General features: G+C 68.6%; 14 protein-coding genes. 4 read left to right on the forward strand and 10 right to left on the reverse strand.

The annotated features are described in order from the left end of the window. Positions 1–55: 55 nt before the first annotated feature. The 4 genes from AVL48_RS37170 to AVL48_RS37185 form a co-directional block, all read right to left on the reverse strand. Positions 56–1,093, reverse strand: a complete 1,038-nt coding sequence (locus AVL48_RS37170) for an LLM class flavin-dependent oxidoreductase (protein WP_061980834.1) — start codon at positions 1,091–1,093, stop codon at positions 56–58. Continuing rightward, positions 1,093–1,611: an SRPBCC family protein gene (locus tag AVL48_RS37175; protein ID WP_061981127.1), complete on the reverse strand. Its 519-nt coding sequence runs from the start codon at positions 1,609–1,611 to the stop codon at positions 1,093–1,095. The genes AVL48_RS37170 and AVL48_RS37175 overlap by 1 nt, the downstream gene beginning before the upstream one ends. A gap of 68 nt (positions 1,612–1,679) precedes the next feature. Beyond that, entirely contained in the window at positions 1,680–2,186 is a 507-nt protein-coding gene (locus AVL48_RS37180) for a winged helix-turn-helix transcriptional regulator (protein WP_061980833.1), read from the reverse strand. A 59-nt stretch (positions 2,187–2,245) separates the two neighbouring features. Next, the gene (locus AVL48_RS37185; RefSeq protein ID WP_482746680.1) at positions 2,246–3,316 is read right to left on the reverse strand and encodes a tetratricopeptide repeat protein; all 1,071 of its coding nucleotides are present in this window, start codon (positions 3,314–3,316) and stop codon (positions 2,246–2,248) included. Positions 3,317–3,716: 400 nt separating this feature from the next. Between AVL48_RS37185 and AVL48_RS37190 the strand changes: the two genes are divergently transcribed. Then, on the forward strand, positions 3,717–4,130 hold the full coding sequence (locus AVL48_RS37190; RefSeq protein ID WP_061980831.1) for an SsgA family sporulation/cell division regulator: 414 nt from the start codon (positions 3,717–3,719) through the stop codon (positions 4,128–4,130). A gap of 49 nt (positions 4,131–4,179) precedes the next feature. Here AVL48_RS37190 and fgd read toward each other — a convergent pair whose 3' ends face one another. The 4 genes from fgd to AVL48_RS37210 all read right to left on the reverse strand — a co-directional run bounded on the left by fgd (position 4,180) and on the right by AVL48_RS37210 (position 7,579). Next, positions 4,180–5,184, reverse strand: a complete 1,005-nt coding sequence (gene fgd, locus AVL48_RS37195) for a glucose-6-phosphate dehydrogenase (coenzyme-F420) (RefSeq protein ID WP_061980830.1) — start codon at positions 5,182–5,184, stop codon at positions 4,180–4,182. Positions 5,185–5,320: 136 nt separating this feature from the next. After that, complete coding sequence (locus AVL48_RS37200) at positions 5,321–5,842, reverse strand: hypothetical protein (protein WP_061980829.1); 522 nt, start codon at positions 5,840–5,842, stop codon at positions 5,321–5,323. Between the two features lie 66 nt (positions 5,843–5,908). Beyond that, the gene (locus AVL48_RS37205) at positions 5,909–6,325 is read right to left on the reverse strand and encodes a CBS domain-containing protein (protein ID WP_061980828.1); all 417 of its coding nucleotides are present in this window, start codon (positions 6,323–6,325) and stop codon (positions 5,909–5,911) included. A gap of 60 nt (positions 6,326–6,385) precedes the next feature. Then, positions 6,386–7,579, reverse strand: a complete 1,194-nt coding sequence (locus AVL48_RS37210; protein ID WP_061980827.1) for a zinc-dependent alcohol dehydrogenase — start codon at positions 7,577–7,579, stop codon at positions 6,386–6,388. A gap of 91 nt (positions 7,580–7,670) precedes the next feature. Here AVL48_RS37210 and AVL48_RS37215 point away from each other — a divergent pair, with 91 nt between their 5' ends. Then, complete coding sequence (locus AVL48_RS37215) at positions 7,671–8,030, forward strand: VOC family protein (RefSeq protein ID WP_061980826.1); 360 nt, start codon at positions 7,671–7,673, stop codon at positions 8,028–8,030. Between the two features lie 18 nt (positions 8,031–8,048). On the opposite strand, the gene AVL48_RS37220 is transcribed toward AVL48_RS37215, so the two are convergent. Beyond that, positions 8,049–8,249, reverse strand: coding sequence for a hypothetical protein (locus AVL48_RS37220; protein ID WP_061980825.1), 201 nt, complete (start codon positions 8,247–8,249; stop codon positions 8,049–8,051). 135 nt (positions 8,250–8,384) lie between these two features. On the opposite strand from AVL48_RS37220, the gene AVL48_RS37225 reads away from it, so the two are divergent. Continuing rightward, positions 8,385–8,891, forward strand: a complete 507-nt coding sequence (locus tag AVL48_RS37225) for a GNAT family N-acetyltransferase (protein WP_063816508.1) — start codon at positions 8,385–8,387, stop codon at positions 8,889–8,891. On the opposite strand, the gene AVL48_RS37230 is transcribed toward AVL48_RS37225, so the two are convergent. After that, positions 8,816–9,754 carry a DMT family transporter gene (locus AVL48_RS37230; protein WP_061981126.1) on the reverse strand — a complete coding sequence of 313 codons (939 nt, stop codon included), beginning with the start codon at positions 9,752–9,754 and terminating at the stop codon, positions 8,816–8,818. The two genes, AVL48_RS37225 and AVL48_RS37230, sit on opposite strands and share 76 nt — an antisense overlap. 458 nt (positions 9,755–10,212) lie before the next feature. Between AVL48_RS37230 and AVL48_RS37235 the strand changes: the two genes are divergently transcribed. Next, complete coding sequence (locus AVL48_RS37235; RefSeq protein ID WP_244162453.1) at positions 10,213–12,495, forward strand: helix-turn-helix domain-containing protein; 2,283 nt, start codon at positions 10,213–10,215, stop codon at positions 12,493–12,495. Positions 12,496–12,537: the final 42 nt, after the last annotated feature.

Consider the following 12,537-nt stretch of genomic DNA (forward strand, 5'->3'; position numbering starts at 1 on the left):
GCCGGGGCCGCTCCGCCGGTCTCCTCAACCGGCGCGGGCATTCGGCCGAACGCTCTCAGCCCAGGGCACGGACCAGGTCCAGTGCGCGGCCGAGGGTGGTGAGCCGGTCGGCGACCGTCTCCCCCGCCGGATAGAGCCGGACGGTGTCGACGCCGGCGGCCTGCCACACGCGCAGCCGTTCGGCCACCATCGGTTCGGTGCCGATCAGCGTCGTGCCCAGCACCATTTCGTCGGTCACCAGCGCGGCCGCGCCTTCGCGGTCGCCTGCTTGCCAGCGCTCCCGCACCGCCGCGGCGGCCTCGGCCCAGCCTTGCCTGCCGTAGGCGTTGTGGTAGAAGTTCGTCTTCGCCGAACCCATCCCGCCGAGGCTGAACGCGAGTTCGGACTTGCGGCCCGCGACCATTCCGCGCAACTCGTCCTCGTCCCTGGCGAAGGCGACTTCGGCGCCTTGGCAGACTTCGAGGTCCGCCCGCGTCCGGCCCACCTTCGCCAGGCCGGCGTCGAGATGCGAGAAGTAGGCCTGCGCCCCTTCCGGGACGAAACTGGTGCCCAGCCAGCCGTCGGCGATCTCGCCGGTCAGCTCCAGCAGCTTCGGCGAGAGCGTGGCGAGGTGGATCGGGATGTCCGGATTCGGCGCCGTCGACAACCGCATCGGCTTGGCCTCGCCCGGCAACGGGATCTCGAATTCCTTGCCGGAGAACGAGATCTTCTCCCCCGCGAACGCCTGGCGGATGACCGCGACCGTCTCACGCATCCGGGTCAGCGGGCGGGCGAACGAAACGCCGTGCAAGCCCTCGATCACCTGTGGACCCGAAGCGCCGAGCCCGAGGGCGAACCGGCCGCCGGAAAGCTCCGCGAGGGTCAACGCGGCCTGCGCGATCGCGACCGGGGTCCGGGTGCCGAGCTGGATGATCCCCGAGCCGAGCCGGATCCGCTCGGTCCGGGCGGCGAGATAGCCGAGGACGGATGGCGCGTCCGACCCCCACGCCTCGGCGACCCAGCAGTCGTCGAGCCCCAGTTTTTCCGCCTCCAGCACGAAGTCCAGCGTTTCCCGCCAGCCACGCGAGGCCTCGACAGTGGTCGCCGTCCGCATCACGCGTGCGCCGCTTCTGCCCGCTCCTTGATCGCGGCGAGAGTGCCGGTCATCGCGTTCTCGAACTCACGCAGCCGGACGAAGACGATCTTCTCCTCCTTGTCCGGCATCCGGTCGATCGCCAGCGAAAGACCCGAACGCCCCGGCCCGAGCCGCATCCACTGCCGGAGCTTCGTTCCGCCGTTCTCCGGCTCCAGGGTGAAACGCCACAGCGCGGTCGGTGTCGCGGGGTCCTGAACCGCCCAGGTGAACACGCGCGGCGCCTCGCATTCGACGACGTACGACGTCGTCTCCCATTCGCCGAGCGCGTCGTGCTTGCTGCGACCGACGAATCGCCTGCCGACCGCGGCGTCGCCGACCGTGCCGTCGCACCACTCTGCCGACTGGAGTTCCGGGCTCATCTCCGGCATCAGCCGCACGTCCGAGACGATCGCCCACACCCGCTCCGGGAGGGCGTCGACCCAAGCCTGGACCTCGACCGTCGGCCTGTCGGCGTACTTGGCGCCGGTCCACTCCATCGTGGCCACCTCTCCGTGCTGGTGACCTCGATAGTTGCGTAGATAGACTGAGCTTGTCAAAGAGGACGTCAAACCTGCTGGGCAGTGAAGCGACGCAGGACGTCGGGACGGTTCGCGAGCTTGGCCGGATAGCCGGGGCCGAGCTTCGCGCGGCTGTTCTCCGCGGTGAGCGGCCCGGCACAGTGCGCGCAGACGACCTCGGCGTGCGTGTCGTGCCCACAGGTGTCGTGGTGGAGGATGACCGGCGGCCCGGCCTCACCGGAGAGCCAGCGGTCCCCCCACCTCGACATCGCGGCGAGCACGCCGTAGAAATCGGCGCCCTTCTCGGTCAGCACGTAGTCGTAGCGGACCGGCTCGGCCTGGTAGGCGCGCTTTTCCAGCAACCCCTCGGCGACCAGGCGGCGCAGCCGGTCGGCGAGGGTGTTCCGCGCGATCCCGAGTTCCTGCTGGAACTCGTCGAACCTGCGGATCCCGTAGAACGCCTCGCGCAGGACCAGCGGGGTCCACCAGTCGCCGAGCAGGTCCATGGTGCGCGCGATCGAACACGGCCACTGCGCGAACGAAGTCCGTTTCATGACGGCGAGCCTACGCCCGCCGCAATTGATCCGGTCATTCCTCCACCATTCTCCGGCGCTCAGGCACTGGCTCGAAATGTTTCGATCCGGTCAAGAAGATCCCGCGCGTTAATGTCGGCCATCCGCTTCCGGACGCATTCCGACAGCGGCCGCAAACGATCCCGCGTACGGGCGGAACGGATTCCGCCCGCGATCTCCATCGCGGCCAGCCCGACCGCCGCCGCGCGGTCGAGGTCACCCTCCAGCGCGTGGTCGACGGCGAGCCAGATCATCGTCAGCGACCGGCTGCGCGCCATGTCCGGGCCATAGCCCTCGATGGCCTCGGTGAGCGCGGGGATGGCCTCCCGGCTGTGCGCGACGTCGACGAGCCTGGCGAGTTCGGTGCGCACCGTGCCGATCATCGCGGCCATGTCGTTGGCGGTGAAGAAGGCAGACCACGATGGGACGGCGTCCGTCGGAGAACTGGCGAATTGTTCCGGCGCAAGGGAAATCTTGTCCAGTGCCTGCCGGACATCGCCGAGCAGCGCGTAGGCCCACGCTTCGTTCGCCGACAGGATCGCCTGCGACAACGGCGTTCCCGCCCGGCGTGCCGCGAGTTGTCCTTGCCCGAATTGACCGAGGGCGTCGGCGGGTGAGCGGTGATGCAGATACAGCCGGCCGAGCCGGTAATGGATGTTGGCGACGAGATCGTCGTTGCCGGCCTCCGCCGCCAGTTCGAGGGCTCGGTGGAAATGCCGCTCCGCCCTGACCGGCCTGCCGGTGTCGAATTCCGTCCAGCCGACCAGGTTGTGCAGATCCGCCACCACACCGGCCAGCCGCCGGGACAGCGCCGCGGACATGATGCCCCGCCGCAGCGCCGCACCGTAGGGCTCCAGCACCCGCAGCAGCTCCCGGCAGGCGCCGCCACCTTCTCGGTAGTCACGCGCACGAAGCGCCGCGATGACGCCCTCGAGCCGGTCGACGTCGGCCTGCCCGACACGCATCGGGAGCCGGTCAATCACGGCGCCGCCCTTGGGCCCACGGCACCGCCGGCGCGGTATCGCGGCCGGACCGGCTGGTCTCCGGGGCACGATCTCGCGGCACCGGCGGCCGCGGGCCGTAAACGGCTTCGCGCCGCCGACGGTCTTCATCGGGAATGACGACAGTGATTCGTACGCCCATTTTGATAGGTCCCTCCCAATCCACAACGATCAAAGCTCGCCGAGGTCCAGGACGGAGCCACGCCGGTCCCTGGAATTTCATGAACGACGCAAGATGATGTTAACCACGATAAATATCGAAACCAGCCGCCGAATGGTGGTCCTATTGGCATTCACCGGAGTATGCACGTGCGGAATCTCTTTCTTTTGCACGGCTGATCGCATTTCCGCCGCGCTCACCGCACGTGGCCGACGAAGACCGTCTGTGAGCACATGAGACACAGCTCTCAGCCGAACGTGTGAAAGTTGTCGACTGGGGTCACGAAAAGGCTTCACATTGCGTTATCCATAGTTGAAGATCAACAGCAACCGAACGTAAGGGGCTGAAGCATTGGACAAGGAAAACGACCTCATCCGGGGGACGATCATCTTCGGCCTGCGCACTTTCGGTGCGGACCCCATCCCCGTCCGGGCCGATCTCGAGTACGACCCCGAGGATCCCTACGCCGTCGTGGTGGCCTACCACTCAGGCGCCGGGACGGTCCGCTGGATGTTCGGCCGCGACCTGCTCGCGGACGGCCTCCTCACCCCATCGGGTGAAGGCGATGTGATCATCAGCCCGGCCGACGACGCCGCGATCGTGATTTTCGCGCTCAGCGCGCCCGACGGCTGCGCGGTGCTCGAAGCCCCGGCGCAGGAGCTGGCCGAATTCCTCGACCGCACCTACGACGTGGTGCCCGCCGGTTCCGAGCCCGAATGGTTCGACTTCGACCAGGAGATCGGCAAACTCGTCACGGAGTCCTGAGCCGGGAGGACGGGCAGCGGCGCCACGGGGCACCGCCACCCGTTCCGGTTCAGCCGAGTTCGCGCAGCCCGGGGACGACCTGCTCGGAGAACGAGCGCAGGAAGCGCTCCTGGTCGTGGCCGGGACCGTGGAAGACGAGGTGGTTGAACCCGGCCTCGACGTACGGCTTGATCTGCTCGACGGCGTCGGCCGGGTCGGAGGTGACGATCCAGCGGCGGGCGACCTGCTCGATCGGCAGCGCGTCCGCGGCCTTCTCCATCTCCGCCGGATCCTCGATGCCGGCCTTCTGCTCCGGGGTGAGCGAAAGCGGCGCCCAGAACCGGGTGTTCTCCAGCGCCTGCGCCGGATCCGGGTCGTAGGACAGTTTGATCTCGATCATCTTGTCGATGTCGCCGGTGCTCCGGCCGACCTGCTCCGCGCCTTCCGCGACCGCCGGCAGCAGCTTTTCGGTGTAGAGCTCCATCCCCTTGCCGCTGGTGCAGATGAAGCCGTCACCCTGCTTGCCGACGTATTTCGCCATCACCGGGCCACCCGCCGCGATGTAGATCGGCACCCCGCCCTCGGGACGGTCGTACACGGTCGCGTCGGTGGTCTGGTAGTACTCGCCCTCGAAGGTCACCCGCTCCTCGGACCACAGTTTCCGCATCAGGTCGATCGCCTCGCGCAGCCGCGCGAACCGCTCCTTGAACGCGGGCCACTCGATCCGGGCCACCGCGACCTCGTTGAGCGCCTCGCCGCTGCCGACGCCGAGCAGGATCCGGCTCGGGTACAGGCTGCCGAGGGTGCCGAATGCCTGCGCCACCACGGCCGGGTTGTAGCGGAACGTCGCGGTCAGCACGCTGGTGCCGAGGACCACCCGTTCGGTGCGTTCACCGACCGCGGCCATCCACGCGAACGAGAACGGCGCGTGGCCGCCCTGATGCCGCCAGGGCTGGAAATGGTCGCTGACCATCACGCTGTCCAGTCCGACCTGCTCGGCGAGCACGGAGTACTCGACGAGGTCGCGCGGGCCGAACTGCTCGGCCGACGCCTTGTAACCGATCTTCAGTGCCATCCGGGGTCCACCACCTGGGCTCAAGGGTTGTTCTCCCTCACCTTGGCACAGAGTCGATCAGGTCCGCCCATGGTTCGACCGCGCGGGCGGTGTCGGGAACGCCACCCCGGCTTCACGCGCGAACGCGTTCAGAGGACTAAACGCGGAACACCCGGAAGTCCGGCCCCGGCTCGGTGAACTCGATCCCGTTCTCGTCCATCGCGTTGAAGACGGTGAACCGGCCGTTCGGAAAGACGAAGCCCAGCGCGACCATGCCCCCGGCCATGTCGCGGGTCACGCATTCGAGGAGTTCGACGCCCAGGAGTTCCTGTCCCTCCAAAGCGGACAGTTCGGGGTGGACGTCGTGCCGCCACCGGAGCGGACTGGGCTCCGCCGGATCGCCCCAGGGCCAGTTCGCCTTGCCGTAGGGGTCGATCGTGTTCCAGGTGAGCGAAAGATCGTCGAATTTGAAGTGCCTGATCTCGAGTCGCTCGTCGCCGAAGTCCACCACGACCGGCGCGTCCTCGAGCCACTCGTCGTATTCGACGAACCAGGTCAGGTGGACATGCCGCAGCCTGCGCCCCACCAATCCGCGCAGCCGGTCCCCGTGTGCCGCCCGGATGGTGCTCAGCCCGGAAAGCCATACGGGCTCGTACCCGTCGATGTCGAAGAAAGCCACGCGGCCAAGCGTGCCAGTACCCGAAAAAGGCCCGCGCGAGCGGGCCTTTTTCGGTAGCGGGCTTGCTCAGTCGTAGGACAGCGCCTCGACCAGTTCGCCACTGTCCGGGTTGGGCAGTGCCCTGGCCACGTCGGCCTGCGCGACGATCCCGACCAGCTTGTGGCCGTCGATCACCGGCAGCCGCCGGACCTTGTGGTTCGACATGGTGCGCATGATCTCTTCGGCGTCGTCGTCCGCGCCGATCGTCACCGCCTCGCCCTGCGCCAGTTCCGAAGCGTGCAATGCCCTGGGGTCCTTGCCCTCGGCGAGCACCTTCACCACGATGTCGCGGTCGCTCAGCATGCCCTGGAGCTTGCCGTCCTCCCCGCAGATCGGCAGCGCGCCGACCGATTCGGAGGCCATCTTCTTGGCCGCGTCGAGAATGGTTTCGGAACCGGATACACAGGTCACGTCCGCCGTCATGATGTCCCGTGCCGTAGTCATCGTTGACTCCCTTCGTGAGGATGTGGCTATCGGATACCCGCTGTACGCGGGCCGACACCCTCAAGCCGCCGAAGGCTCCAGGAGGATCTTGACCGCGCCGTCCTGCTTCTTCTGGAAGATCTCGTAGGCGTGCGGCGCCTCCGCTAGCGGCAACTTGTGCGTCGCGAAACCCTCGACGCCGAGCGGGTCGGCGTCGTCGGTGATCAGCGGCATGATGTCGTCGATCCAGCGCCGGACGTTGGCCTGGCCCATCCGCAGCGTGATCTGCTTGTCGAACAGATCCATCATCGGCAGCGGGTCGACCATGCCGCCGTAGACGCCGCTCAGCGAGATCGTGCCGCCGCGCCGGACGCCGTCGATGGCCGCGTACACCACGCTGAGCCGGTCGATCGCGGCCTTCTCGGTGATCTTCGCGCCGATCGGGTCGGGCAGGAGGCCGACGAGGTTCTGCGCGAGCCGCCCGACCGGGGCGCCGTGCGCCTCCATGCCGACGGCGTCGATCACCGAGTCCGCTCCCCTGCCGCCGGTGGCTTCGCGGATGAGGTCGCCGATGTACTTGTGCTCGCGGGTGTCGTAGGTGATGACACCGGCCGCGGCCGCCTTCGCGAGCCGTTCCGGCACGAGGTCGATACCGATGACCTTGCCCGCGCCCCGGTGCTTCGCGATCCGGCAGCAGAACTGGCCGATCGGGCCGAGCCCGAAGACCACGACCGTGCCGCCCTCGGGGATGTTCGCGTAGTCGACGGCCTGCCACGCCGTGGGCACGACGTCGGACAGGTACACGAAGCGCTCGTCCGGTGGGCCCTCCGGCACCTTGATCGGGCCGTACTGGGCCTGCGGGACACGCAGGTATTCGGCCTGGCCGCCCGGGACCTGGCCGTAGAGCTTGGTGTAGCCGAGCAGCGCCGCGCCCTTGCCGCGCTCGGTGACCTGCGTGGTCTCGCATTGCGACTGCAGGCCGCGGTCGCACATGAAGCAGTGGCCGCAGGAGATGTTGAAGGGCACCACGACACGGTCACCGGGTTTGAGGCCGGTCACCTGGGCTCCGACCTCTTCGACCACGCCCATCGGCTCGTGTCCCAGGATGTCGCCTTCGTCGATGAAGGCACCGAGGACCTCGTAGAGGTGCAGGTCGGACCCGCAGATCCCGGTCGAGGTGATGCGGACGATGGCGTCGGTCGGTTCGAGCAGCTTCGGGTCCGGCACGGTGTCCACCCGGACATCGCGTTTCCCATGCCAGGTGACGGCCTTCATGGTGCTCCCTTCGGCGAAGTGGCCTCTACTGCCCGCCGGATGCCCGCATGCGCATCCGGCAAACCTCGCCCACTCGTGGCACCGTGGAACGATGCGAACCAGGATGCTCGCCGTCACCGTCGACTGCCGCGAGGCCGAAGCACTGGCCGCGTTCTGGAAGGAGGCGCTCGGCTATCCCGAAACGAAGCGCTGGAAGGACAGCCACGGACTGACTTACGTCGAGTTGAGAAGCCAGGACGAGCCGAGCCTGCTCTTCCAGCCGGTGCCCGAGGAGAAGTCCGGCAAGAACCGGCTGCACCTAGACCTCGCCCCCACCGAACTCGAGCAACGCGAAGAGGTCGCCAGGCTGGTGTCACTCGGCGCCAAGATCGTCGACGACCCCGAGGACGACGACTGGGTGGTCATGACCGACCCGGAAGGCAACGAGTTCTGCGTGCTGCCGCGACGCTGAAGCGCCATTCAGGGGAACTCAGGCGGCTTCCTCACCCGATCGGGTCCCGGGCGCGGCGCGCAATCCGAGCATCTCCAGCAGCATCCGGCAATCGGTCGCGTCGCGGGCGTTCGCGACCACCGCTTCGGTCGCCTTGCGCAGCACCGCCGCGCGGACGGCCGTCTCCCCACCCTCGGCCAGCTCGGCGACCGGGCGCGGTTCCTCGTGCAGGTTCCCCATGACCCACCTCCCCCTTCGTCTTCTTTGATACCTGATCCAGGCTGGGAAGGCCTCCTGTTTTCGTGCGGTTCCAGCGGCGCGTCCGCCGGTTTCTCCCTAGACTGGCGCCACTCGAACGAGCGGACGGAGCGGGAACTGACCACCGAGTTGCGCGGGGAGATCGTGACACTGGCCCCGGTCACCGAAGCCCACGTCCCGGAGCTGCGGCGGATCATCGGCACGGCCGAGGTCAGGGCACGCTGGGGGTCGGTCGACGATTCCCCCACCTGGCCGTTCGACGATCCGCTGACGGCCTGCTTCACCGTCCTGGAGGACGGCATCGTCCGCGGCCTCGTCCAGTACGGCGAGGAGGAGGACCCGATGTACCGGCACGCGTCGGTCGACCTCTTCCTCGACCCGGCGGCGCACGGCCGCGGGCTGGGTACGGACACCGTCCGCACGATGGCCCGCCACCTCGTCCACGATCTCGGGCATCACCGGCTGGTCATCGATCCCGCCGTGGACAACGACGCCGCGATCCGCTGCTACAAGGCCGTCGGCTTCCGCGAGGTCGGGGTGATGCGCCGCTACGAACGCGACACCGAGGGAGACGGCTGGCACGACGGGCTGCTGATGGACTTGCTCGCCGAAGACCTCACGTAGCGGGTCAGCGCGACGCCGAGCAGCACCACCGCCATCCCGGCGAGCACCCGCGGGCCGAGTTCCTCGCCGAGCACGATCGCGCCCAAGGCCACCGAGACGACCGGCAGCAGGTAGCCGACGGTCGCCGCGGAGGTCGCGCCTTCGTCGGCGATGAGCCGGTAGTTGAGGTAGAAGGTGACGCCGGTGCCGAAGATCCCGAGTACGACGACGGCGAGCACCGCGGTCACGTTCAGCGGCCCCGTCGGCGCCGCGTCGAACGGCAGCGCGAGCGCGCTCAGCCCGGTGGCGGTCAGCAACTGGGCGGCGGAGATCGCGATCGGTCCGCCCTGGCCGACGAGTTTCCGCCCCATGTAGGCGAAAGCGACGGCGTAACTGATTCCGGCACCGAGCAGGGCCAGCGTGCCCCAGCCGAACAGTCCGCCGCTCTTCTGCCAGGGCGCGAAGATCAGCAGGATGCCGGCGAAGCCGAGGACCAGCCCACCGGCCCGGACCGCGGTGATCCCGCGTTCGCCGCCGATCGCGATGCCGATCAGCAGCGACCACAACGGAGTCGTCGCGTTCATCACCCCGGCGATTCCGGAATCCACGGTCAGTTCACCGATGCTGAACAACGCGAACGGCAAGGCGTTGCAGAAGAAGGCGGCGACGAGGAGCCTGCCCCAGATCCGGCGGCCACGCGGAAGGCGTTGCCCGGCCCAGCGCGCCAGTACGAGAAGGACGGCCGCGCCGAGGGCGCAGCGGATGACGGTGAGCTGAACGGGCGGAAGCCCGGTCAGCGCGAGCTTGATCCACAGGAAGCCCGATCCCCACAACAGGGCGAGAACACCCATCCGGATCAGGGTTCCCGGCGCGCCGATGCTCACTTTGGTCCTTTCGCCTTGCCGCTCGAACACCTCTTCAAGCTGCCTCGGCGGACCCGTCAGGACAAGTGAAAAGATCTACACCGACGTTAAGTGGTCCTATATGTTCGCCGGCGGTCACGGTCGTGGCCGCCGGGAAAGGCGGCCACGACCGGCTCACGAGGAGATCAGTACTCGCCCGGTCGTTCGCAAGGCGGAACAGGGCCTGCTCACATTTCGCGGTCGCGCATGACCCACCTCCCTCTTCGACTGGCGCACCGGTGGGGAACGGGCGCGTTCTCGCTCAGTTTGCGGGCAGGCTTTCCTCCTCCACGCCCCCGGTGGCCGTGTTGTGACCCATGTGATGGGAAGGTTGTCGCGCGCGGAGCCATTTCGCCCAGCGGCGAATCGGCGGATGGCCCTGCCCGCCTTCGGACCGTTGTGGCACGATCTGCCGCGGAGCAGGGAGAAAGGTGCTTCTGGTGACCGAGAATTCCGGTTCGGCCAGATCCGGGGAAACCGGGAAAGCACGGACGGAACCGCGGCCGGTTTCGACGGCGGCGTCGGCGTTCGGACGCGCGCTGCGGCAACGGCGGCAGGCCAAGGGACTGGCGCTGCGCGACCTTCAGAGAATCGCCTATGTCGACAAGAGTCTCATCAGCCGGGTGGAACGCGGCCTCACCCCGCCGAGCGCGGAATTCGCCGAAGCCTGCGATCGCGCGCTGGAGGCGGGCGGGACCCTGATCGTGCTCGCCGAAGCCGCCCGTGCGGAACCTTACGTTCACCTTCCGCCTCCGCCGAGCCATTTCGTCGGCCGCGAGGAACACTTCGCCCTGCTCGACGAAAAAGTCCTGACCGGACCGGCCAAGGTGGTCTTCGTGGCCGGGCCGCCCGGGGTCGGGAAGACCGCGCTGGTCCTGAAATGGGCGAACTGGCGGCAAGAGGAGTTCGACGGCGTCCTCTGGTCGGATCTGCGCGGCTACGCGGCGGGCTCCCCCGCCCAGCCCGCCGACATCCTCGACGACTTACTCCGCTGCGTCGGCGTCCGCCCCGACCGGGTTCCCGCCGAGGAGCACATGCGGCTCGCCCTCCTGCGCGGCCTGTTGCGGGGCCAGCGCACGCTCGTCGTGCTGGACAACGCGCTCGACTCACACCAGGTGCGGCCGGTGCTGCCCGGCACCCCGGACACCACCGTGCTGATCACCAGCAGACGACGGCTCTCCGGACTGGTCGTCGGCAGCGGCGCGGTCCAGGTTTCCTTGGAACCACTGGAAGAGCTCGAAGCGACGCGGCTCATGGCCGAACTCATCGGGGACGAACGCGCGGCGGGCGACCCCGAGGGGGTCGGCGAACTCGTCCGGCTGTGCGCGGCGCTGCCGCTGGCGGTGAACATCGCCGCCGAACGGGTCGCCACCCATCCTCACCAGAGTGTCGGCGACCTCGCCGTCGAGCTCGTCGCCGAGGGTCGGCGGCTGGAACTGCTCGCGATCGACGACGACGCCGTCGGGGTCCGGGCCGCCTTCAGCTGGTCCTATCGCGCGCTCGACGCCGACACCGCCCGCATGTTCCGGCTGCTCGGCCTCCACCCCGGTCCGCGGTTCACCGCCGGCGCGGCGGCCGCGCTCGCCGGACTGCCCGAACACGACGCGCGGCGACTTGTCGACAAGCTCATCCAGGCACATCTCGTCCAGCAGGTCGGCGCGCTGTACTACCGCTTCCATGACCTGCTTCGCGTCTACGCCGCCGAAGAGGCCGCCGCCGAACAATGGCGGGACGAGCGGCAGGCGGCGGTTTCCCGGCTCACCCACTGGTATCTCCACGCGGCCAACGCGGCGAGCTGGACACTGACGCCCGCCCGCGACCACCACGTCGACCTCGGCCCCCCTCCCGAAGGCGTCGAGCCGCTGCGGTTCGCCACGTTCGACGAGGCCTACATCTGGTGCGCGTCGGAGATGCCGAGCATCACCGGCGTCGCCCGGCTGGCACTGGAGCACGGGCTGTACGAGATCGGCTGGCGGCTGCCGGTGGAGATGTTCGACTACCACCTGCTCGGCAGGCCGTGGCAGACCTGGATCTCCAGCCATGACGTGGCGATCGAGTCCGCGAAGGCGGGCGGCGACCTCGGCGGGCTGGCGTGGTCGGCGATCAACCTCGCCGAGGCGCACCGGCGGCGGGGCGCCCTCGACCGCGCCCACGAGCTGTACAGCCAGGCCGTCGACATCTCCGGCGAGATCGGCGAGAACCCGAGCCTCGGCTGGGCGCTGGTGGGACTCGGCAACATCGCGCACGAGCGGGAGGACTACGCCGAAGCCGTGCGGCTGGCCGAACAGAGTGTGGCGGTGAACGCGCGGATCGGTTACCAGCTGGGCGAAGCCACCGCGCGGGTCCACCTCGGCCGCGCCTATCGCGATCTGGGAGACCGGGACCTCGCCCTCGACCACGGCCGTCGCGCCCTCGACGTCTACGCCAAGGACGCAGACCAGCACGGCATGGGTTTCGCGCTGGTGCCACTGGCCAGGACCTGCCGCCGGTTCGGCGAACTGGAGCAGGCGCTCGAGTACTGCGAGCAGGCCCTGACCGCCTACCGGAACTGCGGCGACGTCTGGGGACAGGCCGACGCGCTCGACGAACGCGGCTGCGCGCTGGCGGCACAGGGCCACACCGAAGCCGCGATGGCGGCGTGGCGCGACGCGCTCCAGCTCGTCATGGACCTCGACGACCGGAAGGCGAGCGTGCTGCGCGGCAGGCTGGAAGGCGCCGTCTAGAAGCGAGGCACGTGTCTCGTTTTTGAGTGAGGCGAGTAGCCG

It is taken from the genome of Amycolatopsis regifaucium, from assembly GCF_001613935.1.
Lineage (GTDB): Bacteria > Actinomycetota > Actinomycetes > Mycobacteriales > Pseudonocardiaceae > Amycolatopsis > Amycolatopsis regifaucium.

Excerpts from the sequence above, each read along its gene's own strand:
- AVL48_RS37220 (WP_061980825.1), bottom strand. The coding sequence starts at position 8,249 with ATGGGGAACCTGCACGAGGAACCGCGCCCGGTCGCCGAGCTGGCCGAG.
- AVL48_RS37175 (WP_061981127.1), bottom strand. The coding sequence starts at position 1,611 with ATGGAGTGGACCGGCGCCAAGTACGCCGACAGGCCGACGGTCGAGGTC.
- AVL48_RS37180 (WP_061980833.1), bottom strand. The coding sequence starts at position 2,186 with ATGAAACGGACTTCGTTCGCGCAGTGGCCGTGTTCGATCGCGCGCACC.
- AVL48_RS37170 (WP_061980834.1), bottom strand. The coding sequence starts at position 1,093 with ATGCGGACGGCGACCACTGTCGAGGCCTCGCGTGGCTGGCGGGAAACG.
- AVL48_RS37215 (WP_061980826.1), top strand. The coding sequence starts at position 7,671 with ATGCGAACCAGGATGCTCGCCGTCACCGTCGACTGCCGCGAGGCCGAA.
- AVL48_RS37205 (WP_061980828.1), bottom strand. The coding sequence starts at position 6,325 with ATGACTACGGCACGGGACATCATGACGGCGGACGTGACCTGTGTATCC.
- fgd (WP_061980830.1), bottom strand. The coding sequence starts at position 5,184 with ATGGCACTGAAGATCGGTTACAAGGCGTCGGCCGAGCAGTTCGGCCCG.
- AVL48_RS37185 (WP_482746680.1), bottom strand. The coding sequence starts at position 3,316 with ATGAAGACCGTCGGCGGCGCGAAGCCGTTTACGGCCCGCGGCCGCCGG.
- AVL48_RS37210 (WP_061980827.1), bottom strand. The coding sequence starts at position 7,579 with ATGAAGGCCGTCACCTGGCATGGGAAACGCGATGTCCGGGTGGACACC.